This window comes from Sphingobacterium multivorum, from assembly GCF_900457465.1.
In the GTDB taxonomy this organism is placed as follows: domain Bacteria; phylum Bacteroidota; class Bacteroidia; order Sphingobacteriales; family Sphingobacteriaceae; genus Sphingobacterium; species Sphingobacterium multivorum.
The window spans coordinates 128,120-155,062 of sequence record NZ_UAUU01000003.1 but is presented as its reverse complement, the minus strand read 5'-3'; the positions used below and the strand labels follow the sequence as shown (position 1 = coordinate 155,062).

Here is a 26,943-nt window from a genome sequence, read left to right as displayed (position 1 = left end):
GTACTTTGGTACTGATCGATGAGTTTGGAACCGGTACCGACCCTTTGTTTGGCGGACCTATTGCTGAGGCTGTATTGGAATCCCTTAACAAAAAACAAATCAGGGGAGTTGTGACCACCCACTATTCAAATCTCAAAGTTTTTGCCAGCAATACGACAGGTCTGGAAAATGCTTCAATGTTATTTGATAATCGCGAAATGAAACCGATGTATATCCTACAAATTGGTAAGCCAGGAAGCTCTTATGCTTTTGAAATCGCACAGAAAATAGGATTAGGTAAGGATATTTTGGAGTCTGCTAAAAGTAAAATTGGTGTTCAGCAGAAGAAGGTAGATACATTATTGATCGATCTTGAGCGAGAAAAGAAGGAGGTGTTTGATACAAAAGTTGCTATTAATAAGCGTGAAAAGGAACTGGAGTCAATTAAATCGGAGTATTTGGAATTACAAAGTTATTTAGAAGAAAATAAGCGTGTAATTTTGAAGAAGGCGAAAGAGGAGGCGCAGCAAATTATTAAAAGTTCGAACAAGCTAATCGAAAATACGGTAGCGCAGATCAAATCTGCAAAAGCGGATAAGGAGAAAACTCGTGAGTTGCGCAGCAATTTGGATAAGGCACTTCAAGCTGTTCTTCCCAAAGAGCAAAAACCGGCGAAGCAAATCGTCAAAGAAAAAACGCCTGAAGCCACCGAATTAAATATTGGGGATTGGGTACAGATTATAGATAATGGTGCTGAAGCGCAGATTGTCGAAATTGCAAAGAACAACCTTATTCTTGCCATGGGGGAACTTCGCACTGTTCAAAAGCGAAAGAATGTGATTAAACTCGAAGGGCGGGAAGGGAAGAAGTCTGCAAAAAGTCTATCAAGATCATTATCTTCTGGCAGTGTAGCTGATTTCAAGCCAGAACTTGATTTAAGAGGAATGCGCACAGAAGACGCACTGCATGAATTAGAACGTGTTTTGGATCGGGCCGTCATGATAGGTTATCCGTCCTTAAAAATTATTCATGGTAAAGGTGATGGTATTTTGCGCAAATTTATTCGCGATTACCTTCGTAAATATAGTCATGTAAGCCGTTTTGAGGACGAACATCAAGATCGTGGGGGCGATGGTATAACTTACGCTTATCTATAGTCTTAATTGCACGGAGCTGAGCATGTTCGAAGCTCCGTGTTTCATCTTTCTGTAAAGTTCGGTATGGAGAATATCATTAACTTTTTGACTAGTGAGCCATTGTTAAACGCTCTCACTTCAATTCTGTGTGGGAGTTTAATTGGTTTTGAACGTGAGTATAGGAATAAATCTGCTGGATTTCGGACGGTAGTGCTTATTTGTTTCGGTTCGGCGATGTTTACTATTGTTTCCTGTTTGTTTATTGGCAATAGTACTGATCGCGTTGCTGCAAATATTGTGACTGGTATAGGCTTTATTGGTGCTGGTGTGATCTTTAAAGGTAAACTATCGGTTAGTGGTCTCACAACAGCGGCCGTTATTTGGGCGACAGCTGGTATTGGCATGTTTGCCGGATTGGGGCAACTGGTTTATGCGATTTCCTTTGCTGTTTTTATGGTGGTAATACTCGCGCTTTTTCAGCGGATCGAAATTCTTTTGGCTCGTTACTACCTAGTCCGTTCTCTACACGTAAAGTTTAGTTCCAATGAGTTTTATCACTTACATGAGTTTGAACAATTGGCATTGGATTTTAAGATTAAAGCTACCAGGCGTGTTATTGAAAAGATTAGTGGTAAGTTAGAAGTAATGTATGATATTTCTGGGAAAATGACCGATTTAGATCGTTTTAATCAACAATTAGCAGGTTCATTAGTTATAGATGAGTTTTATTATAACAAATAGACACATCTATAACTAACCTCATTGTAGCTTAAGTCGTTTCTTTACCTCCGAAAGTAATCAAAACCATACCTGAAATGATGACAAACATACCCAGTACCTGCTGCCAGCTCAATGAACTTTTAAAATATAGCGCCATCGCCAATTGGACAGTCAGAAATGTGCCACCAGAACATAAGGCTATTACGATAGGTTGAGAGACGTTCTTAAATAACTGCACAAGAAACCAACTTGCTGATAAAAGAATAATGTTTCCTATAATTAAAGTTGTCCATTTATACTTTGGATGTATCCCGCCAAGTTTAAACAGGATAGATGAAATAATTTGACAAGCCCAAAATGCCACAAAATATATATAGTTCAGCATGGATTTTTATTCGTATCTACTATAAGCACTATTAAAAGATTGGCGCATCAATGCGAATTGATCGATCACACTCTTCAGAAATTCTTCGTCAAGTAAATCAAAGACCCCATTTACACCGCCAATTATATCCATTTCTGCAATTTTATAAGATTGTTCTAAGTTTCCTTGTTCAAATTTAATAATGAATTTTTGATTCATACCAAAGATTGAAATCTTGCAATCGGGATGGGGGAGTTCAGCTATTAATCTCATTTAAATTTCGTGTTTTTTAAAATTAGCATAAAAGTATAAAAAAACGCCCAAATGCAATGCATTTGAGCGCTCAGGATTATGATATGATTAGAAAAAGGCTTGTTATACGATACCTTGTGCTTTCATCGCGTTAGCGACTTTTATAAAACCACCAATATTGGCACCTTTCAGATAATTAACGAATCCACTGTCTTGGCCATATTTCAAGCAAGTTTCGTGAATGCTTTCCATAATGGTTTTTAAGCGATTGTCAACTTCTTCTGTACACCATTGTGTACGGATTGAGTTTTGAGACATTTCCAAGCCGCTGACAGCAACACCACCAGCATTCGCAGCTTTGCCAGGTGCAAAACTGATTTTTGCATCTAGAAAAACTTTAATAGCTTCTGCAGTAGAAGGCATATTTGCACCCTCAGCTACGCAGATACAACCATTTGCTACAAGCGCTTTAGCATCCGATTCTTCTAATTCATTTTGTGTTGCACATGGCAGAGCGATATCACATTTAAATTGCCATGGCTTTTGACCAGGTAAGAATTTGGCGTTTGGATAGCGAGCAGGATATTGATCGAGGTTTCTTCCCAAAGTAGCCCCAAATGCCATTTTTTCAGCATTAAAACCATCAGGATCGTAAAGTGTGCCCAAGCTATTTGATACAGTAATTACTTTGGCGCCAAGTTGAACAGCCTTTTCAACAGCGTAAAAGGCTACGTTGCCAGCACCAGATACTGTAGCTACTTTACCTTGTAAAGATTTTCCTTGATATCTGAATATGCAGTCAACAAAATATAGGAGCCCATAGCCGGTAGCTTCAGGACGAATATATGATCCACCCCATAATTCACCTTTGCCCGTTAGAACGCCTGTAAAATTGTTTTGAAGTCGTTTAAATTGACCGAATAAAAAGCCTATTTCGCGTCCACCAACGCCGATATCTCCTGCAGGAACATCTGTATCTGCGCCAATATGACGATAAAGTTCTGTCATAAAGCTTTGACAAAAACGCATAATTTCATTATCTGATTTACCTTTAGGGTCAAAATCAGAACCTCCTTTACCACCACCAATTGGTAGTCCTGTTAAGCTATTTTTAAATACTTGTTCAAAAGCGAGGAATTTTAAAATACTTTGGTTGACAGAAGGGGCGAAGCGAAGGCCACCTTTATATGGACCGATTGAACTGTTCATTTGAACACGATAACCACGATTTACCTGTACTTGGTGATTATCATCCAACCAAGTTACGCGAAAAGATATAATACGTTCAGGTTCAGTAAGTCTTTCAAGAATTTTTTGGTCGAAAAATTCAGGATGATTCTCCGTGATATAAGGAAATAAATCCTCAGTAACTTCTTTTACAGCTTGTAAGAATTCTGGTTCATTTGGATTGCGTTTCTCAACGATTGAAATGAACTCGTTAAAGTTTTTTGACATGTTTTAATTAGTAAAATTTCCCTTTGGCTGGCACTAATTTATATAATTTTTAATAACAAACCAATATTTATTAATTATTTACAATTATTGGTCTTTTTTAATGAAATTTCATATTTTTTTAAAATTATTTAAAACAGACTAATCAATAGCGAAATGAAGGCATAATGACCATTTAACAGTATTTTATTCGATATTAAATCTAAAAGATAGAATCATTTTCGTTTTTGATAAAATAGCTATGAATACTCATTACAATTGATGAATATTTAATGTTTAGCTTTTTTTTCTGACTATTTGATAAATGTAGATGACCCCTATTTTCTTTATATATTAGGTATTTATAATTTATATTATGTTAAATAGTAAATATCCGAGTGTGCCCTTTCTATACAGTTGATCTTTAAGCTTGGTTCTTTAAAATAGATTCTGTGGTGTATAAGTTCAACTTCATAAAAAAAAGGAACCCAAACAATGCCTGAGTTCCTTGAATAATATTTAGTTTGAATATTTACGTTTAAAAAAATATTAATCGATTGCCTGAATCATTAAAGCACCAACGGTTAGATTTGTCCGTGGATCAATAACAATCGCTTGAGAATTTGCCGGATTTTCCTGCTGTAGATCAAATACTAGATTCTCAGCGGACTTAATGGCTATTCGACCAATATCATTTAGTTTGATTGGATCATTATATATTTTTTCCTGTGTATTGATATCAAATTTGTATAACACATCTACAATCTTAACCTTGGTTAATTTACTGTGGCTTTGGACAAGATAAACTTGCGCAGTATCCAAAGGCTTATTGTCGAACCAACATAAATTTGCTTGAATATTGCGCTCAAACTTTGGCGGCTGTTCTACACTTGCAATGGTATCGCCGCGACTAATGTCGACATCGTCACTGAGGTGTACAATGACAGATTGTCCGTTTTCAGCCCGTTGAAGTTGTTGCCCGTTTAATTCAATCGCTTGAATTGTGCTATATGTTTCTGCTGGATAAACAATAACCTGGTCACCAACCGTCAGCCCCTCTCCTAGTACTCGGCCTGCATAGCCTCTATAGTCGTGTAAATCATCGGTTTGTGGTCTTACAACCCATTGGACGGGAAACCTCCAACTGGCTGCTTCCTGTTCGTGAATTTCTACATTTTCCAGGTAATCCAATAAAGATTCGCCTGCATACCAGCTCATTCTTTCTGACTTATGGACAATATTGTCTCCTTTTAAGGCTGAAACAGGTATGAAATCAATATCCTTAAGTCCGAGATTGTTAGCTAAAGTTAAATAATCAGCCTTGATCTGTTCGAAAACAGAAGCGCTATAATCGACCATATCCATCTTGTTTATGCAGACCAAGACTTGTTTCATGGCCAATAATTTGGCTATGAAAGAATGACGTTTTGTTTGCTCTATTACGCCTTTGCGTGCATCAACCAGAATGATTATGAGATCTGAATTGGAAGCTCCAGTTACCATGTTTCTGGTGTATTGGATATGTCCTGGAGCATCGGCTATAATATATTTTCGGTGTTCAGTCTGGAAATATTTATAGGCTACATCAATTGTTATGCCTTGTTCACGTTCAGCTTTAAGTCCATCAGTCAATATGGCCAAGTCTACCGTCCCATCGTCATTTTTCCGGTTGGCACGCTGTATAGCTTCCAATTGGTCGTCCAAAATGGAGTTTGTATCATATAGTAATCGGCCAATCAAGGTACTTTTACCATCATCTACAGAACCGGCCGTTATAAATTTCAATATATTCATTGTTGTCAATATCAGGTATTTGATTTGAATTAAAAGTATCCTTGTTTTTTACGTTCTTCCATGGCTGCTTCCGATACCTTATCGTCCATTCTAGCGCCACGTTCACTTACCGTTGAGGCCTTGATTTCGGCGATAATATCATCTAACTCCGTTGCTGTTGAATCTACAGCTGCTGTACAAGTCATGTCGCCTACAGTTCTGAAACGTACAGATTTGCGTTCTATGATATCATCTGCATCGATATTTAAGAATGAGGCAGCAGCCATCAGTTGCCCATTGCGGGTAATAACATCCCGTTCATGGCTGAAATAAATCGATGGCAATGCAATCTGTTCACGTTTAATATAGTTCCAAACATCGAGCTCGGTCCAGTTTGAAATAGGAAACACCCGTACATTTTCGCCTTTGTTTATTTTGCCATTAAAGATGCTCCACAGCTCAGGTCTTTGGCGTTTCGGATCCCATTGTCCAAATTCATCACGCACGGAGAAGATTCTTTCCTTAGCACGCGCTTTTTCTTCGTCCCGACGTGCGCCACCGATACAGGCATCAAAACCATGTTTTGCGATTGTATCGAGTAAGGTAACTGTTTGCAAGGCGTTCCGACTTGCATTTTTTCCTTTTTGCTCAACGACTTTTCCTTGATCAATGCTGTCTTGAACATAACCAACGATAAGTTTTTCTCCTATGTCTTCAATCAATGAATCCCTGAACGTAATTGTCTCGGGAAAATTGTGACCAGTGTCAATATGAACTAGTGGAAAAGGAAATTTACCAGGTCTAAATGCTTTTTTTGCTAGGTGAACAAGTGTAATGGAGTCCTTACCACCAGAGAATAATAGCGCTGGTTTTTCAAATTGTCCGGCTACCTCCCTTAAAATATATATTGCTTCCGCTTCTAAATGATCTAAATAGTCCATTCTCTGAAATAATAAAATTTGATTTTAATGAATTTGGGTTTCTACTTCGCTATTTTATGATTTAACGGCGTGCAAACCACATTCTTTTTTACTTTGATCTTCCCACCACCATCTACCAGCGCGGAAGTCCTCTCCTTCTTGTATTGCTCTTGTACAAGGTTGACAACCGATACTTGGGAAACCCTTGTCGTGTAGCACATTGTACGGGATATATTGCTCTTTACAATAATTTTTAACTTCCTCAAAAGTCCAGTCAAATAAAGGATGGATTTTGATGATTTGGTTCATTTCATCGTATTCGATAAAGTCCATGTCGTGGCGATTGATGGATTGATCTGATCGGATGCCCGTTACCCAAATTTTTTTCCCTTTAATCGCGCGTTGTAAAGGTTCAATTTTTCTTATCCTACAACATTCCTTCCGATTCTCAACCGACTCATAAAAGGAGTTTGGACCTTTTCTGCTGATAAAATCTTCCAACAATGTTGTATCCGCAGCATATGTTTTAATACGCAACTGATAACGCTCCAAGGTGCGGCTCCACAGGGAATAGGTTTCTTTGAACAGTCTTCCAGTATCCAGTGTGAATATGTCGATATTAATATTATTTTTACCGATCCATTCCGTGATTACTTGATCCTCAATACCGAAAGAGGTTGAAAAAACTACCTCATTAGGAAATAGTGAGGCTATTGTTTGTAAGAGCTCCACTCCTTTTTTTTCGCCAATAATTTCTTTAATTTCCTTAACGTTCATAACGTAATATATTTTTGGTATGCTCGTTCAACTGCTTTACTTTGTATTCAAAATCTCCTCGAAGCTGCTCTCGATAAGCACTCATGAGTGATAGTGTTTCGTCAATTTCCTCAGGTAACAAGTCATTTAATAGTTCCTTCACCCTTTTGGCAATCGTCGGTGATTTGCCATTGGTGGAAATAGCTATTTTCAAGTCGCCTTTCTTTACGATGGACCCCAGGTAGAAGTCGCATAATTCGGGTTTGTCCGCGGCATTAAACAGTATGTTATTTTGCCCTGTTAAATTACGCAGCTGCTCGTTGAGCTCCATGTTATTGGTTGCTGCAATAACAAGTTGTTTGTCCGTAAGGTCGTCTGGTCTAAACGGACGCATGTGGAGCTGAATTTGTGTGTAATTTTGTAATAGCTCCTTAAATTCCGGGATGATTTCCCGAGTCACAATGGTCAGTTTTAATCCCTCATCATTGGAAATTAAAGCTTGAAATTTTTCCAATGCAACTTTCCCGCCTCCAACAAGTAAGGTGTCAATTTGATTCAATTTGACGAATATTGGAAATAGCTGGTTCATATCTATAAAGCTAAAGCTTTTTCTTTAATGTGTTGGAATGAACGATGCTTGGCAACGACCTCGCCGATTACAATAATCGCTGGGACACCGACCCTTTTCTCTGTTGATTCGTCAAGAATATTATCGATAGTACCTAGTACAACTTTTTCATTAGGCAATGAACCATTTTGAATCAAGGCTATTGGTAAATTATGAAGATTTCTTTGGCGGTAGATTTCCACGATCTCTGCCAATTTTCCGTAGCCCATCAAGACAACGACAGTGGCATCGGATTCTGCCGCCAGATAAAGATCTGTTGAAAGTGAACCGTCCGATTTGGAGCCTGTGATGACCCAAAAGCTCTCACTGATTCCCCGGTAAGTTAATGGAAGTTGCTGTAGTCCGGTAAGTCCAATTGCGGAGGAAATACCTGGCACAACGGTAGTTTCAATACCATATTGCTGTACGTAGTCAATTTCTTCGCCACCACGGCCAAAAACAAAGGGATCACCACCTTTTAGACGTACAACATGGCCATAGTTTAAGGCATAATCCACCAAAAGGCGATTGATTTCATCCTGTGAAGTAGAGAGTTGTTCGGCTCGTTTTCCAACATATATTTTGATGCATTCAGCCTGTGCATAATCCAGTAGTTCATCATTCACCAAGGCGTCGTATAAAATGACATCTGCTTTTTCTATTGCTTTGATGCCTTTTAGGCTGATCAGATCCGGATCACCAGGGCCTGCTCCTACCAATGTTACTTTTGCTTTTATTGACATACCTATTCCCTCCTATACCAATACTGGTTTTAAATTTTTCCGTTGATAGACTTCATTGATAAACTTCGTTGCTTCCTGAAGGTAGTTGATTGCAAAATGCTCCGTTGGTTCATTTTTACTAATCTGTAGAACTAATTCTGGAAACGTTTGTTCAAAATTATATTCACCTGTTTCCACGAAATGTGTTTGGAATTCGTTGATTACAATATTTTGCGTGCTGGCGCTAATCCCTTTATCCAATAGTAGGGCTTTTGCTGCTTGTACAAAGGCATTATAAGCATGATAAATCGCATCCGAGAATTTGGATTCCCGAAATGTTTCATTTGCCCATTGTAATTTCTCTTCCGCCTCATAGATCAACGTAGCAACCAAGTCAATCACCACGCCTGCACACTCGCCAACTCCGATTGCCGTTTGGAAAGTTCCTTCATGTCCCCAGTCGACAAATTCGTCCTCAGCAAGATTGGTCAAATCCGATAGAGGCTTTAAAAGATTATAAAAGTAATTTTTACTTTGTCTGTCGTAGTAAGCATGGAAGTTTTCATTTGCTTCCGCATTTTTTTTATAATCATTCAGCACCCATTCTACAACATGCAAGACTCTTTTTGTCGGCACTTTAATAATACGCTCTGCAACACGTCCTTCACCATTACCAATTGTCCCGCCGCCAAGCATAACTTGGGCTGCAGGGACCACTTTGCCCTCCGCTTTAACCGAACTACCATGAAAGCCGATATGTGCCAGACCATGTTGGCCACAAGAATTCATACAACCCGAAATTTTGATTTTTAAATCCCGATTAAAGACAAAATCCTGATGAAATTCGGCGATATAAGATTCGATAACCCGCGCCATTTCAGTACTGTTTGAAATGCCTAGATTACAGGTATCCGTACCAGGGCAAGTTGTTACATCAGCAGTACTATCAAAACCTACCTGCGCTAGATCCAACGATTTAAGTAGTTGATAAATATGTGGCAGTGACTTTTCTGTTGCGTATTTTAGCAGTAGGCTTTGGTTTTGTGTGATACGGATATCGTCCGCGACCAAATCCTTCAGACCTGCAACCAACGCGCGTGCTTTATCTGTACCTATATCACCGGTGGATACCCGCACATAGACACCGTAATATCCTTTTTGTTTTTGTTCGAATGTATTGGTGCCCTTCCAAACTTGATAGTTTAGATCACTATCTAGGTTAATCGTTGATAGCTGATTGTCGTCCGGTGGTATTGGCTGTTCGATTTTGGTTCGGTCGATCGGATAGCTTTTCACCTTCGTGGCGATTTTCTCGGCTTCAATTAAACTTAGCACTTCCTCTAACCCTAGTTTCTGAATAAGGTATTTGAATCGAGCTTTATTTCGGTTATTTCTTTCACCATAACGATCAAAGACACGAAGTGTCGCTTCGATATAAGGGATCAATTCATCCTCTGGTAGAAACTCGCTTGTTACTGATGCTAAAAAAGGCTGAGATCCCAATCCCCCACCCAATAACACTTTAAAACCACGAACTTCCACACCATCAACAATTTTTAGTTTTGGAATAAAACCAAGGTCATGAATATAGGAAAACGCAGTGTCTTCATCACTGGCAGAAAATGACATTTTGAATTTTCGTCCCATTTCCGCACATACTGGATTGCGCAAAAAATATTCAAAGGTCGCCTGAGCATATGGCGAAACATCAAATGGTTCCTTTGGATCGATTCCCGAACTTGGAGAAGCGGTGACATTACGGACTGTATTTCCACAAGCTTCGCGTAATGTAATATCGTCTTCAGCCAATTTGGACCAAAGTTCTGGTGTACGGTCAAGACTAACGTAATGAATCTGTATATCTTGACGTGTGGTCAGGTGCAGATTACGGCTTGCGTATTCGTCTGATATTGCTGCAATTTTGTTCAATTGCTTAAACGTAACCTTTCCAAACGGAAGCTTTATACGAACCATTTGAACTCCAGGTTGTCTTTGTCCATATACCCCCCTAGCCAAACGCAACGATCTAAATTTTTCGTCGGCAATTTTGCCCTCGTGGAACAATCGAATCTTTTTTTCAAGTTCGATAATTTCCTTCTCCACGATAGGATTTTCTAATTCTGTGCGGAAGCTTTGCATATAACAATAAAATCTATTGATTTAGTATTCTTTTCTCGATGTCAAATGTAAAAATATTTTTTTAATATTCTATAATATCTACCAAATTAATATATATTTGCCCTATAAAATTTAATATATAAAACCTGTAGACTTTTAGGTGTAATGATGAGAAATTTTTTTATAATCTTGATTTTAAGCTATGTAATCGTATTTAAAATGACTTCCTGTGCGCCAAAAGTCAAAAATGGTTATAGTAAGGAACATGGTTTTGAAGGTAATATTTCTTTGTCCGGTGCCTTTGCCCTTTATCCTTTAGCTGTAGTTTGGAGTGAAGATTTTAAAAAAATACACCCTAATGTTCGTTTCAATATTTCAGCGGGAGGTGCTGGAAAAGGAATCGCCGATGTTCTGACAGGTATGGTTGATATTGGAATGGTGTCGAGAGACCTACACGAGCAGGAAATAAAAAAAGGGGCTGTTCCAGTTATTGTTGCTAAAGACGCTGTTATCTGTACGATTAATCCCGGTAACCCTAATTATTCCGCTATTTTGAAGCGTGGTCTGAGCCGCGAAGAATTGCTGAATATTTTTGTAAATAGAAAGTTTAAGACCTGGAAAGAAATTGATCCTCAGTTTACGGCGGATCCTATCAACGTTTATGTACGTTCGGATGCTGCCGGAGCAGCTGAAACATGGGCTAAATTTTTTGGTCATAAGCAGGAGGATCTGCAAGGTATTGGCATTTTTGGTGACCCTGGGATTGCTCAGGCCATTAAAGATGATACTCACGGGATTGGATTCAATAACATTAACTACGTCTATAATCTGAAAACCAATAACGTGTTTGATCGTATTGCGGTTGTTCCTTTGGATCTCAATAAAAATGGGCACATTGAGGATGATGAGCAGTTTTATGGCACTCTATCTAATTTGACAGAGGCCGTCGCTACAGGAAAATACCCAGCTCCACCCTCAAGAGAGCTAACTTTTGTAACGCGCAATAAGACCGAATCCCTTCTCTTGAAGGAATTTATTTCTTTTGTGCTTCAAAAACAGGCGCAATCACAACTCCTTGAGAATGGTTATGTCCCACTAAATGAAACATTGATAAAAGAAGAACTTAATAAGTTATAGCATGCTAAATACTCGTCTCGTTAAAGATTCTCTGGTCAAGCGATCCACCTTGCTCCTGCTACTGATTTCACTTTCAGTTGTGGTGATTATTGCGATTGGTTTAACTATAAAATCGATTCCGTTATTTGAATACAGTAATATCTTTCAACTGTTGACCGACAAGGTTTGGTCACCAATGAAAGGGTCGTTTGGCTTTTTGCCTTTTATTGCAGGTACGCTTGCTGTTACCTTGATTTCTCTTGTTATTGCGATTCCGCTTTGTATACTGACTGCGGTTTATTTGACTGAATATGCTTCGGATGCTTTAAAAAATATGATGTTTCCGTTGGTCAATATTTTAGCAGCGATACCGCCGGTTCTCTATGGTGTTTGGGGGGTATTGTTTATTGTACCTTTAATTCAGCTGTATATCGCTCCCATCTTTGGGGTTGTTACATCGGGATATTCAGTGCTTGCCGGTGGAATTGTATTGGCAGTGATGATCTTTCCCATTATGATTTCCATTATGGTAGAGGTGCTTCAAACGATACCTTGTGAGCTAAAAGCGGCTTCGCTATCATTAGGTGCAACAAAATGGGATACCATTAAGCATGTTATTCTGAAGAAGGCTAGACCTGGTATTGTTGCTGCAATTGTTTTGTCAACATCGAGGGCATTTGGTGAAACAATAGCGGTGTTGATGGTCTGCGGCAACGTTGCAAAGGTTCCTACTTCGATATTTGATGCCGGATATCCAATTCCGGCATTAATAGCCAATAATTTCGGAGAAATGATGTCAATTCCACTTTATGAATCTGCATTAATGTTCTCTGCGTTGTTGCTGTTTGTGATCATATTTGTTTTTAATTTAATATCTCGTCTTATATTGAGACGACTGGAAGGAGCTCAGCATGGATAATACGAAAAGACGGTTATTGAGTGAAAAAGTAGCGAAAGGTTTTATGCATCTCTCTGGGATAACCGTGACTGCTTCCTTGTTTTTTATCGTAGGAACCATCTTGTATAAAGGGCTTCCTTATCTCAGTTGGGAGATGGTTAGCCAGTTGCCAAAAGGTGGATTTTATATTGGAAAGGAAGGTGGGATTTTGAACGCAATCTTGGGCTCCCTCTATCTAGCAGGTGTAGCGACAGCCTTGTCCGCAATTATAGGTATTCCGATTTCGTTGTACCTTAACGTTTATTTGGGGGCGAAATCAAAAGTGACACAGCTTGCTAAATTGTTGTTTGATGTCTTGTATGGTGTTCCTTCTATTGTTTATGGAGCGGTTGGTTTTGGTATTATGGTTTATTTAGGTATTCGAGCATCGTTATTGGGGGGAATTATTACAGTGACACTGTTAACCATTCCAATTGTGGTTCGCACGGTTGATGAATTGATAAAAACAATTCCTGACGATTTAAAGAATGTCACTCTTTCCCTTGGGACCACACGCTGGGAATTGGCTAAGGTCATGCTAAGAAGCATCCGATCAGGGCTTCTTACCGCGATTTTGCTGGCTTTTGGGCGTGCTATTGGTGATGTTGCGGGCGTTTTATTGACAACAGGTTTTAGTGACAATCTTCCAAAATATATTGATGAACCAGCGGCAACGTTGCCATTGTCCATTTTTTTTCAGCTAAGTAGTCCTATTCCTGAAGTTCAGGGACGCGCTTATGCTTCAGCTTTAGTTTTAACAATCATTATTTTAATTATTGTAGTATGCACTCATATCCTTCAATCGAAACAAAAAAATCGTCGATAATAAGTCCTTTGAGCAATCCCCACATTGAAATCAAGGATCTTAATGTCTATATTGACGGCCGACATATACTTAAAAATATTAATCTCGCCCTTCCTAACAATAGTGTAACTTCGATTATTGGTCCTTCAGGTTGCGGAAAGACGACGCTTTTAAAGACACTCAATAGATTAGTAGATGATACCAAGGGGGTTGAAATAACGGGATCTGTACTTGTTAATGGTGAGGATATTTATGGTAGAAATGCTGAAGTAACACATATCCGTAAGAAAATGGGACTTTTATCCCAAAAACCTTATCCTTTACCAATGTCGATCTATGATAATGTGGCTTACGGTCCTCGCATACATGGTACTCGAAGCAAAAAGGAGTTGGACAGAATTGTGGAAACGCAATTGCGAAATGTGGCGTTATGGGACGAAGTCAAGGACCGTCTCGGACATTCGGCTAGCGGATTGTCCATCGGTCAGCAACAAAGGCTTTGTCTTGCAAGAGGTTTGGCTGTAGAACCTGAGATTATACTTGGAGATGAATCGACATCAGCGTTAGATCCGCTTTCAACTGCTAAAATTGAGGAATTACTAATTGAACTGAAGAAAGATTATACCATCGTATTGGTAACGCATATTTTACGGCAGGCAAGACGGGTGTCTGACTATATTCTGTTTGTCTATGGTGGAGAAATTCTTGAGTTTGGACCGACGGAACAGGTTTTATTGAATCCGCAGAATGAAATCACAAAACAGTATGTAAAGGGATTTATTTCCTAGAAGGTTAAGAAGTATCTACGCTGGATGAAGTTTATGAGAAAGCAATAAGGATTGGCTGATAAAAAGAATAAGCCAAAGGCTTAATTTCTACTGTGGGATATCTTCCCTATAATTGTGAAGACGATTGCTTTGTTGGGATAAACATTAGCAAAATCAGCATATGACCGATATTGTTTCCATCAAATCAGTCCGTAACTTCGTTTAAGAAATTATGCGGGAGCATTCAGGTTTAAAATAGGAATACTCCCGCATTTATTTTATCATGGTATCAGATAGACTCTATTTCCTACTTCAGGTGGAATAAATCATCAACGCCAAGTATCTTCTTGGAAGTAAATCCTTCGGCATATTTCACTTGGATATATCGTCCAAATTCTCGGGCTCTGGCAGCAGTTGATTCCATGAAATCCGGATTGGAAATGTAGGTTTGTGGTTCATCAGGATTTACGTTTTCTCCTGTGTAAAATTGAGTTTTATAGGCTAAAACGGATTTTTCTTTAACATGGTAATAATCTGTTATATCGATAACAACATCTGGTTTTATATAATAATCCTGTACAAATTGCAGTACCAATCGGGGGGCGGTGGGCCTCCTGAGGAATATTGTCCTGATCAAAAGTTTCCACTCTTCTCAAGCCAGCAAGAAAGCAGGCTTCACTGACCATCTGCCCCGCTCGTCCATGGTCCGGGTGGCGGTCTGTGATGGCATTTGTAATAATAATTTCGGGTTGATATTTGCGGATAGCTCTTATTACTGCCATTTTCTCTCTTTCGGCATTTTCAAAAAAACCATCTCTTAAGCCCAGGTTCTCTCTAGCGGCCAGTCCTAGGATTTCGGCAGCATCTTTTGCTTCCTGAGCCCTGGTTTCTGCTGTGCCGCGTGTGCCAAGCTCGCCTTGAGTCAAATCAACAATTCCAACCTTTTTTCCTTCAGCAACATATTTTGCCATTACTCCACCTGCGCCTAATTCAGCATCATCAGGATGTACAGCAATGATAAGTAGATCTAATTTTAACATATGATATCTCTCTTTTTATTTGGCTCTTCAATGACAAATCATTCCATTTAATCAACGAACAATTTTACTGAGATGCTATAGACAGCTTCAATATACTATTGTTCCTGAGTCGATATACGATTAGATTGACGTTGTGAAAGCCGCGGCAAAGGTAAGCAGTTTATGGATTACTCTTGTAAAAGACGCTCGATATTGCGGCAAATTTTACTTGATAATGGCGAAGTAGTCGGATAATAGAAATCAATGACCTCTCCTTTTTTGTTTATCAGGTATTTGTGAAAATTCCAGGAAGGTTTACTGTTAATATGTCCATTCTGATCTTTGCTTGAAAGAAAACTGTATAAGGGTGTTGTGTATTCGCCGATAACATGGCTACGCTTAAAAATAGGGAAACTCACCTGTTGATTGATCCGGCAGAATGTCTCTAGTGTACCACCGGTTAATGGTTCCTGGTTACGAAAATTATTTGCCGGAAATGCCAGGATTTCGAAACCTTGGTCTTTATATCTTTGGTAGAGTTTTTCGAGGGATTTAAATTGTCTGGTAAAGAGGCATTGACTAGCAGTATTGACAATGAGTAAAACTTTACCTTCAAAATCAGCGAGAGATTTTTTTTTACCATTAAACTGAAGTGCGTCAAAGTCGTATACTGTTTTCATCTGGTTTTAGTTTGATTGGTCACATGACAGGTTGGGGTCTCGATTTCTCAAATTCCCTAATGATATTTTCAATGGCAAAGTCTTCTTTTGGGTCATAAGTTGACTTTAGGTTGTGACCGAATATTTTCGCGACTCCCTGATAAAAAAAAGCGGAAATCCCACCCTTCATTTCCTTTACCATTTCATAGCCGGTATGTCCCGTATAACGATCGATCAATTTAATAAGTATTTTGCCTTGTGAAATAGTCATATTTTTGATTTCTCGGTCAAACATCTGTTTTACGTCACTTTCACATTTTTCAACCAATGCTTTATGTTCCTTCTTGTCCGAAGTCAGCGCTAGGTCTCTGTCAAGTTGATCATATCTTTTTTGCGCATAGATAGCATAAGGAAGAACCTTGAGGACATTTCTTCTAAAGCGGAGATATTCTCTTCGTGCTTCTTCACTTGACCAGGTCCTTTTGGCCACAACAGTGACCTGTGGAATCGGAAACCAGGGTAATACCTCTCCGTTTGCCAAGGTTGTTGTCATATAACTGTTTACGGTCTCCTGTGCCCCCTCTCCATACAAAGGAAGAGTGAGTGATTGAGACTGCGCCCATCCGGACAGAGTCGCTGTGAGGAATAGCAAACAAAATAATATTGTCTTCATTTGGGCAATTATATAACGCTTTTTAATTTGTCAATGCTATAATATTTTGGTAGATTTATTACAAAATAGTTAGCTTGAAAATTAGTATTCAAGAATACAATAACTAAATTACACAAATTTACTCAAAAAACATCATTTACCTGCAACGTTTATGAAAGATTATGTGATTGATATTGAAGCAGAAAACAAAGAGATAAGGAAACGTTACCGTGCATTGTTACGCGCCTGTAAACCAACTTTACAACGCGGGGACAAGCAAGAGATCCGCAAGGCATTTGATTTGGCGTTGGATAGTCATAAAGAGATGCGACGTAAATCAGGGGAGCCTTACATCTATCACCCAATTGCTGTTGCCCAAATTGCTGCTGAAGAGATTGGCCTAGGGACGACATCTATTGTATGCGCGTTGCTCCATGATGTAGTTGAAGATACCAATGTTACTCTGGATGAAATTGAAGAAATGTTTGGTAAGAAAGTTCGCCGAATTATCGATGGGCTTACCAAAATTTCAGGAATTTTCGATCCAAACAGCTCTATGCAAGCGGAGAACTTTAGGAAAATGTTGCTCACATTGGCCGACGATGTTCGTGTAATTCTCATTAAATTGGCAGATAGGCTCCACAATATGCGCACCATGGAATTTATGGCCAGGGATAAGCAGCTGAAAATTGCTTCAGAGACAAGCTACCTTTATGCGCCATTGGCACATCGTCTTGGGCTGTATGCGATAAAATCCGAATTGGAAGATCTCTCGATGAAATTTACTGATCCGGATACCTATAAATTTATCGCTAGAAAACTGAATGAGAAAAAAGCTGAGCGTGAAAAATTTATAGGCGATTTTATTGGTCCAATCAAAGAGATATTGGAGGAACAGGGTATTAAGGCGTCCGTATTTGGGCGACCTAAATCAATCCATTCTATTTGGAATAAGATGCGAAAAAAATCGATTCCTTTTGAGGAGGTTTATGATTTGTTTGCTATACGTATTGTAATAGATGCTGTGGATGAGAAAGAAAAGACAGAATGTTGGAAAGTTTATTCTATTGTCACTGATTTGTACCGTCCTAACCCCGACCGTCTTCGGGATTGGATCTCCTCTCCGAAAGGAAATGGTTATGAGTCCTTACACACTACGGTGATGGGCCTAAAGGGCAATGGGTAGAAGTTCAGATTCGAACCAAACGGATGAATGAAATTGCCGAAAAAGGATTTGCAGCACATTGGAAGTACAAAGAATCAAATTCAGATTCTGGCTTGGATCAATGGATCAAAAAAGTACGTGACGTCTTAAGCAGTCCAGATCAGAATGCGATGGATTTTGTGGATGATTTTAAGATGAATCTCTTCTCCGATGAGATTTTTATATTCACCCCCAAAGGAACACTGATTCAACTCCCCAACAATGCCACTGCTTTAGATTTTGCCTTTGAGATTCACTCTGATATCGGTGCAAGTTGTATTGGCGCCAAAGTAAATCACAAACTTGTTCCTTTAAGCCATATTTTGCAAAATGGGGATCAGGTAGAGATTATTACATCAAGCAAGCAGTCACCTAAAGAGGATTGGTTGAATTTTGTTGTGACTGCGAAAGCCAAATCCAAAATCAGATCTTCTCTAAAAGAAGAAAAGAGAAGAGTAGCGGAAGATGGGAAAGAAATTTTGGAACGTAAGTTGAAATCGCTAAAAGTTACTTACAATACGGATAATATTAACAAAATTGCCAACTTTTTAAAATATCCCAGTTCGCAGGACCTTTTCTATAATGTTGCCAAGGGCATTGTTGATATCAGGCAACTGAGAGAATATGTTGCGCATGAGAAAGCGGTTGAAATAAATGTAAGTTCTTCATCAGGAAATCAATTTAATACCCATATAGGTGGGCTAGTTGAAAAGATAAATAAGAAGGAATTCGACACGATCTTGATCGGTGATGATATGCAGAAGGTTGATTATACTTTAGCACCCTGTTGTAATCCTATTCCTGGTGATGATGTCTTCGGTTTTTTGACAGTTAATGATGGTATAAAAATTCACCGTACGAGCTGTCCAAATGCCTCCAAGCTGATGGCAAATTATGGCTATAGAATTTTAAAAGCACGCTGGGCTTCTACAAAGGATTCTGCATTTTTGACAGGTTTACATATCGTTGGCATAGATGATGTAGGATTAGTAAATAAACTTACAACTGTTATTTCTCAAGAATTTGCTGTTAATATTCGATCCTTATCAATTTCAAGTAACGAAGGTATTTTTGATGGTAATATTATGGTGTATGTAAATGATACTGCTCAGCTTGAAAGTTTGATGAGAAATTTAAAGCAAGTCAGGGGGATAACAGGTGTCAATCGATATGAATCGGAAAATTAGTAGCCAACCGTTGGATTGAAAATTACGCTAAGGCGACTACTATTAAGCACTATTTTTAATAGAGGAAATATCAATCTTAATTGGTAAATTTGTACAAGAATATTTTTACTATGAATCAAGCTGAAAATTTTGCAACTGTAAAAAAAATCTTTGAAGCCTACTTAGAAAATAAAAATCTAAGAAAAACACCAGAGCGCTATGCGATTTTGGAAGAGATTTATTCCCGTACTGATCACTTTGATGTAGAGTCTTTGTATATCCATATGAAGAACAAGAAATATCGTGTCAGTCGTGCTACAGTTTATAATACTCTAGAACTTTTGGTCTCTTGTGACTTGGTTACAAAACACCAGTTTGGAAGGAACATGGCACAATTTGAGAAGTCATATGGGTTCAAACAACACGATCACGTGATCTGTATTGAATGTAATAAGGTTGTTGAATTCTGTGATCCACGTATCAACCAAATTCAGAGTCTCATGGGAGATCTTTTAAAATTTGATATTAAGCACCACTCACTCAATTTGTATGGTGTATGTCAAGACTGTCAACTTAAGAACAAAAAAGAAGAGACCGTCGCTCACGAAGCTATTTCAAATTAATCTTATATTTTCTTAAATATAATAGTACATTTGTTCAGGAATGTTCAGGGGAAAATTCCTGAACATTTTATTTTTAAATAGAGTCTATTTTTATTAATAACATTTTAATTACTATACTTTAAAAGCTATGCAAGTTGATGTGCTTTTGGGCTTACAATGGGGTGACGAGGGTAAAGGTAAAATCGTAGACGTATTTTGTCCAAAATACGATTTAATCGCTCGTTTCCAAGGCGGCCCTAACGCCGGACACACGTTGGAATTCGATAACAAAAAATTCGTACTCAACACAATTCCATCTGGTATCTTCAATGAAGGTACACTAAATCTTATTGGTAATGGTGTCGTTATCGATCCGATTATCTTAAAAAGAGAGTTAGACAACCTGAAGACAGCTGGTTTTGATCCGGTGGGTAAAGGCAATTTAGTTTTAGCGCGAAAAGCACACCTTATTCTGCCTACACACCAATTATTGGATGCTGCCTCAGAATCAAAAATGGGTGCAGGAAAAATTGGATCCACTTTGAAAGGTATCGGTCCAACTTACATGGATAAAACCGGTAGAAATGGTTTACGTGTAGGTGATACGACACTTCCGGATTTTCAAGAGCGTTACCAAAAGTTGAAAGAAAAACACCTAAGCATTCTTTCGCACTATGGTGAGATACCTGATTTCAGTGAAAAAGAGAAGGCATTTTTAGATGCTATCGAATTCATTAAATCTATCCCACATGTGGATTCAGAGCATTTGGTGAATCAATATCTGAAAGAAGGCAAACGTGTGTTGGCTGAGGGTGCGCAAGGTACGCTGTTGGATGTTGATTTTGGTTCTTATCCATTTGTAACTTCATCGAATACCACAACAGCCGGAGCTTGTACAGGCCTAGGTATTGCGCCAAATAAAATCGGCAAGGTATATGGTATCTTTAAAGCTTATGCGACTCGTGTAGGTGGTGGTCCCTTCCCTACTGAACTTCACGATGAAACTGGCGAAAAATTACGTCAATTAGGTCATGAATTTGGAGCAACTACTGGTCGTGCTCGCCGTACAGGTTGGATTGATATTCCTGCCTTGAAATATGCTATTATGCTTAATGGCGTAACAGACTTGATTATGATGAAGGCCGACGTTTTGGATACCTTCGACAAAATCTATGCATGTACACATTATAAATATAATGGTGAAGTGATTGATTATATGCCTTATGAAATCATCACACATCAAGCCGAACCTATCTTGGAAGAAATTGATGGGTGGAAACAAGATTTGACTGGTATAACGTCTGAACAGGAGATACCTGAAGCATTAAAAAATTACATTTCTTATTTAGAGAAAGCTCTTGAAGTACCTATCACAATCCTATCGGTAGGTCCTGATCGTAAACAAACATTAGCTTTATCAAAATAAACTATGCGGATCGAAAGTTTTGATCTTCTCGATTCTAAAGATAAATTTCATCAAAAAGCCCTGCATTGGTCGGGGCAATTTGATGAAATTTCTTTCTTTAATAGTAATGGGATGTCCGATCAATGGGGAAGATATGAGCAAGTATTGGCTGTCAAGGCATTATTCTCCTTCCGTGCAAATGAAAATGTATTTGATCAGCTCGATACATTTTTGAATTTACATCAATCTCAGTTTATCCCTGGATTTCTATCCTACGACCTCAAGAATGAGATAGAGGAATTACAGACAACGGGAAAGGATAAGCTCGAATTTCCGGAAACTTATTTCTTCGTGCCAGCGATTACGCTCCGATGGACGGCAAATCAAGTGCATATAGAGGCTGAAGATCCAGTTAAAATCTATCAAGCTATTTCCGAAACGAAGATTCCTTTAGCAGCTCCAATCGTAGTGCAAGTACAATCGCGTTGGACAAAAAGTGAGTACGTCAAAGCATTTGAAGATGTGCAAGCGCATATTCAACGTGGAGACATTTATGAAGTTAACCTTTGTCAGGAATTTTATGCGGAGAACGCCGACATCTCGCCGCTCGAAGTTTATCATCAATTAAATTGCCTATCACCTACCCCATTTAGTTCATTCTTCAGAGTAGGACATCATTTTATCATGTGTGCTTCTCCGGAGCGATTTTTAGCGAAAAGGCAGGGAAAGCTGATTTCTCAACCGATTAAAGGGACAGCTAGAAGAGGAACAAGCCCGGAAGAGGACCGACAGATTATAGCTGATATGTTGAGGTCAAAAAAGGAGATTGCGGAAAATGTGATGATCGTTGATTTGGTGCGTAATGACTTGACACGAAGTGCTCTTCCTGGAACAGTTGAGGCTACTCGCCTTTTTGAGATTCAATCCTTCGAACAAGTGCATCAAATGATTTCTACCATTACCTGCATGCAAGACCCAAAAGTCGCCAATGTGGATGTATTTAGAAATACCTTTCCTGCAGGTTCGATGACAGGTGCTCCTAAAATTGCAGCTATGCAAATTTGCGATCAGCTTGAAGCTCGAAAGAGAGGTATCTATGCAGGGTCTATCGGATACTTTGACACTGTACATGATGAGTTCGATTTTAATGTAGTCATCCGCTCACTGCTGTATAATAAACAAAAACGGTACCTTTCCTTTCATACTGGTGGAGCAGTTACCAATCAGGCTGCTGCAGATCAGGAGTATCAAGAATGCCTTTTGAAAGCTTCCGCCATCCTTGAAGCTTTAGATGCAAAGTTGAAAGAATAAAACTATACTAAATTTGTAGAGAATATTTTTTGCTTCAAGTATTTTTTCGACCTTTGTCCCATTGGTACCACAAGTTCCTTATATCGATCTACATACTCATCGGAATTATCCGATCAAAGAGCGCGCGATTCTCTCGGTGAAGAATATCGCATTGAATCATGCTGAAGAAATCACTGAAACAGATTGCTCCATCGGGTTACATCCATGGTATATAGACGGGAATTCTGAACTTGCTTTAGCCTTAATGAAAGGAGGATTAAAACAGGCTCAAGTTTTGGCGATAGGCGAATGCGGTTTGGATAAAAATATTGCTATTCCCCTCATCCAGCAGCTGCAGGTCTTTGATCGACAGGTTCAACTGGCTCAAGTTTATCGAAAACCGTTGATTATTCATTGTGTTCGAGCTTTTCAGGAGATTGTCAGTTGTTTAAAAAAAGTGAATTTTAACGAAGCTGTTGTTTTCCATAGCTATCGGAAAAATTGGACACTAGCTCGGCAATTAATTGATCAGGGGTACTATCTTTCAATAGGTGGACATTGTTTAAATGGAAGTCAAGACGAGCTTTTGGAAAATATTTCACTCAGTCAATTGTTTCTAGAAACGGATACAGATACGACCGTAGAAATTACAACGCTTTATCAATACGTAGCTCGGATCAGATCGATCGAGTTGGAGGAGCTAAAGCGGGCTTTATACCAAAATTATAAGAAAGTATTTAATAAGTGAGGCCATCATAGTCTGTTTATTCACGTTGTCGGATAGCTATAAGGTTTCATGAAAATATAAAAAAACAAATTTAGATAGATGAAAGATTTAAGTTGGCTGTCACGTACCGAAGCATTGATAGGTCGATCAGCGGTTGAAAAATTGGCAAATTCACATGTGATGGTTTTGGGATTAGGTGGTGTTGGATCCTTTGCTGCGGAATTTATATGCCGAGCGGGAGTTGGGAAAATGACCATTATCGATGGAGACACAGTGGATCCGTCTAACCGTAATAGACAATTGCCTGCCTTGGCAACTAATCATGGTGAAGCAAAAGCTGAAATTATGCGGGAAAGATTGTTGGCCATTAATCCTGAATTGGATTTAACCGTAATACAAGATTTTATCATTCCAGAAAAGATACCCGCTTTATTAGATTTGGCGCCAGATTATTGTGTGGAAGCCATTGATAGTATTACACCGAAACTATTTTTCATTCGGAGGGCGTTAGAAGCCAATATACCATTTGTAAGTTCAATGGGTGCCGGTGGCAAAGTGGATCCGACAAAAATAAAAATTGCTGATATCGGTAAATCTTATAATTGTAAGTTGGCCCAACATATCCGTAAGAAATTGCGCAAACATGGTATACGTGATGGAGTGAAAGTGGCATTTTCAACCGAACTTCCAAACAAGGATTCATTATTGTATACCGATGGGAGTAATTTTAAAAAGTCCGCTTATGGCACCATGTCCTATCTACCAGCGGCTTTTGGTGGGGCAATAGCTTCTGTTGCTATACGAGATTTAATAGAAAATGCTTAACTTAGGTATTAAATAAACATATGAAGAAATGAAAGAAGCTGCCTGCCAATTGACGGTAGCTTCTTTTTTTCTTAGGCTATCGGCTTGTGACCCCTTTTATATCAATACCTTTGGGCTTGATATGTTCCAATCGTTTCTTGAGTGTATCTATTTTTGATTTTTCAAGATTACCCGTTGCAATTATAATCCCTTCTTTAACCTGTGCTGTAATGGTCGGAAAATCTTCCAGAACAAGGTTAACATCTCGTGTTAAGGTAGAATCTATCGCGCCGCCCAAAATTTCATGATATTTTTCACGGGCATCTTCTGGTTCAGGAAGATTTACGACAATATTGTTGTGAATGGATTTGATATCCTCTCCTCCGGCTAGCTTTGTTTTGTTTTCTATGTCCTGCTTGAGAGAGTCTGAACCTATTTGTCCATTCAAGGTTACATTACCCTCCTCGACATCGACTCCGATGCCCACAGTAGTTTCCAACGCTGTCTCGATTTTTGATCTTAGTTTTTCGTCCGACTCGGGCGATCTACAAGAGTGAATAAATAGTGCAGCACCAAGCAAGAAGATTAAAAGTAAACTATTGAATTTCATGTCATTCTTTGTTTCTGTACTAAATAAGAACAGATGCATCGGCATATTGTTTAATTTTTCGGTATTTTCATCACCTAGTAAATTGCAATAACTTTTTGATTAACGTTATTAAAAACAAAACTATCACCTATTTTTTTCCCGATAAGTAGTTGTCCAATTGGAGATGCAGGCGAGATAACGAAGATATTATTGGTCCCTATTTTTACAGCTCCGATACTTGTGGCGATCAAATATAGTCCAACATTGGTTTGAACAAGTGTTCCTAATCTGACGACATCAATTACATCATTTGATAATGATTCTATACTGATCAGTTGCTGCAGATCTTTATTGGCTTCCACGAGTTGTTTCTGGTAGCGATTAATGTCCTGTTGGATCATTTCACGTGACGTCTCATATTTGTCTCCAGCACTACTTTTTGTATCGTCATTGCTTGAATCCCGTGCGGTTTCCAAAGCAGATTCTATCATTGTAATACGTTCCCTGGTGCGTTTTAGCGCTATGTCAAGGACCACCCCTTTTATGTCGAAATAATTATTTGTCATTCCGAAAAATAAGGAATAAGTTTTATTCATTAAAAAATAAAAACAATAGGCTTAGGCTCAATAGAATATAATAAATTGGATGGTAAATAATACGAATAAGGTTGCAATAAATTAAAAAATTACTACATTTGTGCACTGAAACACGGAAAGGTGTCAGAGTGGTCGAATGAGCAGTCCTGGAAAGACTGTATACGGGATGACTGTATCGAGGGTTCGAATCCCTCCCTTTCCGCCAAATGGTACAATTGCCACGAATAATCGCTATTCGTGGCATTTTTGTTTTTAGCACTATAAAATACGCTCTGGAAGCGGTTTTGAGCCATAAGGTTCGAATCCCTTCCTCTCTGCAAAAAGCGATATTTATAAAATACAAAATGCCTGTAAATACACTATTTGCAGGCATTTTTATTTATCGCCAACCAACAAAAAATACAGAAATCCTCAGAAATAGAAAGCGTTAATCGTGGCAACCTATTATATTTTAAAAAGTTGCCACGATCAAACGCTGAAACCCTTGCCAGCTAACTAGTTAAGCAGGTTTACATCTTGTAAAAAAGTAGCATCAATCCGAACTTTGTTAAACCATTAAATTTTTATTTATGTTAGAAAAAAGCTTTGGATTACTTTTCTTTTTGAAGAAAACAAAATTCAGTAAAGGGACAGAAAGACTTTTATATGGTAGAATTACCATAAATGGTATTTCAAAAGAATTTTCAACCAAAAGAAACTGGTTTAAAGATCGTTGGAACCAAGGAGCAAATAGGGCAACAGGAAATAAAGAAGATGCTAAATCTATCAATCATTATCTTGATGCTTTAGTTTCAAAAATCTATGAAGCCAAAAGAGAACTCATAGCAAATGGAGAAGACGTTACAACAAAAAATTTATTCGATTTACTTTTTGGCAATACTGATGATAGAAAGTTTATCCTACAAATATTCCAACTTGAAAACGATAAAATGAAAGCCCTGGAGGGAAAGGGGTATGCAATAGGAACAATAAAAAGATTTGAAACAAGTCTTTCGCATACTCGCGAATTTATACAATGGAAATACAATTGTGATGACATTGAAATAAGAAAATTGGATTACGAGTTTGTAAAAGACTACGATTTTTGGCTTAAAACGATTAGAAATTGTAGTCAAAATACGGCTTCGAAATATATTGGTAATTTTAAAAAGATCGTTCTACATTGTATTAAATCTGGATGGCTTAAGAAAGATCCCTTTCACCAGTTTAAACTGCTACGAAAAGATGTAATCAAGGAATTTTTAACGGAAGAAGAACTGGAATGTCTTATGAACAAAAGCTTTTCAATAAAACGTTTAGAAATTGTAAGAGATATTTTTGCATTTTCATGTTTTACCGGTTTAGCATATACTGACGTATACAAATTAATTCATAACCAGTTTTTTACAGGAGTAGATGGAAAAAAATGGATTTCGTATCAAAGAACAAAAACGCTTAATCTTACTAAGATTCCTTTACTTAATCCGGCAATTCAAATGATTGACAAATATTCAACTGAGACATCTACCTTAGATGACAAAGTCTTCCCATGTTTTTCAAATCAAAAAATGAATGCCTATTTAAAGGAAATAGCAGACTTATGTGGAATAAATAAAACGCTAACCTTTCATATGGCTCGTCACACTTTTGCGACCACAGTAACTTTAACTAATAGAATTCCATTAGAAACCGTGTCTAAAATGATGGGACATAAATCTTTAAAACAGACACAGCATTATGCTAAAATAGTAGATGTAAAAATAAGTGATGACATGAAACGTTTAAGACAAAAGTTTAATTAGCAAATAGTGATAATAGTTTTTAAATAGATGCAAATTCATTTAAAAA

The 26,943-nt window shown here is 38.3% G+C and carries 26 protein-coding genes, 1 tRNA gene and 1 pseudogene; 14 read left to right on the top strand and 14 right to left on the bottom strand.

Annotated elements, in window-relative coordinates; all coding sequences use genetic code 11:
• Both DTA23_RS06145 and DTA23_RS06140 read left to right on the top strand, forming a co-directional pair.
• Positions 1–1,136, top strand: a 1,136-nt coding sequence (locus DTA23_RS06145) for a Smr/MutS family protein (protein ID WP_172462336.1), incomplete at its 5' end; no start/stop codon positions are given.
• A 63-nt stretch (positions 1,137–1,199) separates the two neighbouring features.
• Positions 1,200–1,856, top strand: coding sequence for an MgtC/SapB family protein (locus tag DTA23_RS06140; protein WP_112374139.1), 657 nt, complete (start codon positions 1,200–1,202; stop codon positions 1,854–1,856).
• 28 nt (positions 1,857–1,884) lie between these two features.
• Here the strand turns inward: DTA23_RS06140 and DTA23_RS06135 are convergent, their stop codons facing one another.
• The 9 genes from DTA23_RS06135 to DTA23_RS06095 all read right to left on the bottom strand — a co-directional run bounded on the left by DTA23_RS06135 (position 1,885) and on the right by DTA23_RS06095 (position 10,799).
• Positions 1,885–2,220 (bottom strand): hypothetical protein, encoded by a 336-nt coding sequence (locus DTA23_RS06135; protein ID WP_231585243.1) that lies wholly within the window; start codon positions 2,218–2,220, stop codon positions 1,885–1,887.
• 6 nt (positions 2,221–2,226) lie between these two features.
• Complete coding sequence (locus tag DTA23_RS06130) at positions 2,227–2,472, bottom strand: hypothetical protein (protein ID WP_046673390.1); 246 nt, start codon at positions 2,470–2,472, stop codon at positions 2,227–2,229.
• Positions 2,473–2,574: 102 nt separating this feature from the next.
• Positions 2,575–3,906, bottom strand: a complete 1,332-nt coding sequence (gdhA, locus tag DTA23_RS06125) for an NADP-specific glutamate dehydrogenase (RefSeq protein WP_070564173.1) — start codon at positions 3,904–3,906, stop codon at positions 2,575–2,577.
• A gap of 525 nt (positions 3,907–4,431) precedes the next feature.
• Positions 4,432–5,676, bottom strand: coding sequence for a sulfate adenylyltransferase subunit 1 (locus DTA23_RS06120; RefSeq protein ID WP_112374138.1), 1,245 nt, complete (start codon positions 5,674–5,676; stop codon positions 4,432–4,434).
• A 29-nt stretch (positions 5,677–5,705) separates the two neighbouring features.
• Positions 5,706–6,596 (bottom strand): sulfate adenylyltransferase subunit CysD, encoded by an 891-nt coding sequence (gene cysD, locus DTA23_RS06115; protein WP_070564167.1) that lies wholly within the window; start codon positions 6,594–6,596, stop codon positions 5,706–5,708.
• A gap of 54 nt (positions 6,597–6,650) precedes the next feature.
• Positions 6,651–7,352, bottom strand: coding sequence for a phosphoadenylyl-sulfate reductase (locus tag DTA23_RS06110; RefSeq protein WP_112374137.1), 702 nt, complete (start codon positions 7,350–7,352; stop codon positions 6,651–6,653).
• Positions 7,342–7,920, bottom strand: a complete 579-nt coding sequence (locus tag DTA23_RS06105; protein WP_070564161.1) for a precorrin-2 dehydrogenase/sirohydrochlorin ferrochelatase family protein — start codon at positions 7,918–7,920, stop codon at positions 7,342–7,344. The genes DTA23_RS06110 and DTA23_RS06105 overlap by 11 nt, the downstream gene beginning before the upstream one ends.
• 2 nt (positions 7,921–7,922) lie before the next feature.
• Positions 7,923–8,681 (bottom strand): uroporphyrinogen-III C-methyltransferase, encoded by a 759-nt coding sequence (gene cobA, locus DTA23_RS06100; RefSeq protein WP_112374136.1) that lies wholly within the window; start codon positions 8,679–8,681, stop codon positions 7,923–7,925.
• Positions 8,682–8,693: 12 nt separating this feature from the next.
• On the bottom strand, positions 8,694–10,799 hold the full coding sequence (locus DTA23_RS06095) for a ferredoxin-like domain-containing protein (RefSeq protein WP_112374135.1): 2,106 nt from the start codon (positions 10,797–10,799) through the stop codon (positions 8,694–8,696).
• A 144-nt stretch (positions 10,800–10,943) separates the two neighbouring features.
• Between DTA23_RS06095 and DTA23_RS06090 the strand changes: the two genes are divergently transcribed.
• The 4 genes from DTA23_RS06090 to DTA23_RS06075 are packed head-to-tail and all read left to right on the top strand — an operon-like array spanning position 10,944 to position 14,424.
• Entirely contained in the window at positions 10,944–11,915 is a 972-nt protein-coding gene (locus DTA23_RS06090; RefSeq protein ID WP_112374134.1) for a PstS family phosphate ABC transporter substrate-binding protein, read from the top strand.
• Position 11,916: 1 nt separating this feature from the next.
• Positions 11,917–12,813 carry a phosphate ABC transporter permease subunit PstC gene (pstC, locus tag DTA23_RS06085; RefSeq protein ID WP_112374133.1) on the top strand — a complete coding sequence of 299 codons (897 nt, stop codon included), beginning with the start codon at positions 11,917–11,919 and terminating at the stop codon, positions 12,811–12,813.
• Complete coding sequence (locus DTA23_RS06080; protein WP_046673380.1) at positions 12,806–13,657, top strand: PstA family ABC transporter permease; 852 nt, start codon at positions 12,806–12,808, stop codon at positions 13,655–13,657. Before pstC ends, DTA23_RS06080 begins: the two co-directional genes overlap by 8 nt.
• Positions 13,658–13,665: 8 nt before the next feature.
• A complete protein-coding gene (locus DTA23_RS06075) occupies positions 13,666–14,424 on the top strand; it encodes a phosphate ABC transporter ATP-binding protein (RefSeq protein ID WP_236560198.1) in 759 nt (252 codons plus the stop codon).
• 497 nt (positions 14,425–14,921) lie between these two features.
• Here the strand turns inward: DTA23_RS06075 and bshB1 are convergent, their stop codons facing one another.
• From bshB1 to DTA23_RS06060, 3 genes are all read right to left on the bottom strand, one after another.
• Positions 14,922–15,443: a bacillithiol biosynthesis deacetylase BshB1 gene (gene bshB1, locus DTA23_RS06070; RefSeq protein WP_370445058.1), complete on the bottom strand. Its 522-nt coding sequence runs from the start codon at positions 15,441–15,443 to the stop codon at positions 14,922–14,924.
• A gap of 167 nt (positions 15,444–15,610) precedes the next feature.
• Positions 15,611–16,102: a glutathione peroxidase gene (locus DTA23_RS06065; protein WP_070564142.1), complete on the bottom strand. Its 492-nt coding sequence runs from the start codon at positions 16,100–16,102 to the stop codon at positions 15,611–15,613.
• Between the two features lie 19 nt (positions 16,103–16,121).
• Complete coding sequence (locus DTA23_RS06060) at positions 16,122–16,754, bottom strand: DUF4294 domain-containing protein (protein ID WP_070564139.1); 633 nt, start codon at positions 16,752–16,754, stop codon at positions 16,122–16,124.
• Positions 16,755–16,905: 151 nt separating this feature from the next.
• Between DTA23_RS06060 and DTA23_RS06055 the strand changes: the two are divergent.
• From DTA23_RS06055 to DTA23_RS06030, 6 genes and pseudogenes are all read left to right on the top strand, one after another.
• Positions 16,906–19,124: pseudogene (locus DTA23_RS06055) on the top strand (RelA/SpoT family protein).
• A gap of 110 nt (positions 19,125–19,234) precedes the next feature.
• A complete protein-coding gene (locus DTA23_RS06050) occupies positions 19,235–19,726 on the top strand; it encodes a Fur family transcriptional regulator (protein ID WP_046673375.1) in 492 nt (163 codons plus the stop codon).
• A 127-nt stretch (positions 19,727–19,853) separates the two neighbouring features.
• Complete coding sequence (locus tag DTA23_RS06045; protein WP_070564133.1) at positions 19,854–21,131, top strand: adenylosuccinate synthase; 1,278 nt, start codon at positions 19,854–19,856, stop codon at positions 21,129–21,131.
• Positions 21,132–21,134: 3 nt separating this feature from the next.
• Complete coding sequence (locus tag DTA23_RS06040; protein WP_112374132.1) at positions 21,135–22,421, top strand: anthranilate synthase component I family protein; 1,287 nt, start codon at positions 21,135–21,137, stop codon at positions 22,419–22,421.
• 61 nt (positions 22,422–22,482) lie between these two features.
• A complete protein-coding gene (locus DTA23_RS06035) occupies positions 22,483–23,148 on the top strand; it encodes a TatD family hydrolase (RefSeq protein ID WP_172462335.1) in 666 nt (221 codons plus the stop codon).
• 78 nt (positions 23,149–23,226) lie between these two features.
• Complete coding sequence (locus tag DTA23_RS06030) at positions 23,227–23,952, top strand: tRNA threonylcarbamoyladenosine dehydratase (protein ID WP_112374130.1); 726 nt, start codon at positions 23,227–23,229, stop codon at positions 23,950–23,952.
• Positions 23,953–24,028: 76 nt separating this feature from the next.
• Here DTA23_RS06030 and DTA23_RS06025 read toward each other — a convergent pair whose 3' ends face one another.
• Complete coding sequence (locus DTA23_RS06025; protein WP_172462334.1) at positions 24,029–24,541, bottom strand: BON domain-containing protein; 513 nt, start codon at positions 24,539–24,541, stop codon at positions 24,029–24,031.
• A gap of 74 nt (positions 24,542–24,615) precedes the next feature.
• On the bottom strand, positions 24,616–25,116 hold the full coding sequence (locus DTA23_RS06020) for a GreA/GreB family elongation factor (protein WP_256602926.1): 501 nt from the start codon (positions 25,114–25,116) through the stop codon (positions 24,616–24,618).
• A 114-nt stretch (positions 25,117–25,230) separates the two neighbouring features.
• On the opposite strand from DTA23_RS06020, the gene DTA23_RS06015 reads away from it, so the two are divergent.
• A tRNA-Ser gene (locus DTA23_RS06015) sits at positions 25,231–25,321 on the top strand.
• A gap of 364 nt (positions 25,322–25,685) precedes the next feature.
• Positions 25,686–26,897 carry a site-specific integrase gene (locus DTA23_RS06010; RefSeq protein ID WP_112374128.1) on the top strand — a complete coding sequence of 404 codons (1,212 nt, stop codon included), beginning with the start codon at positions 25,686–25,688 and terminating at the stop codon, positions 26,895–26,897.
• Positions 26,898–26,943 lie beyond the last annotated feature (46 nt).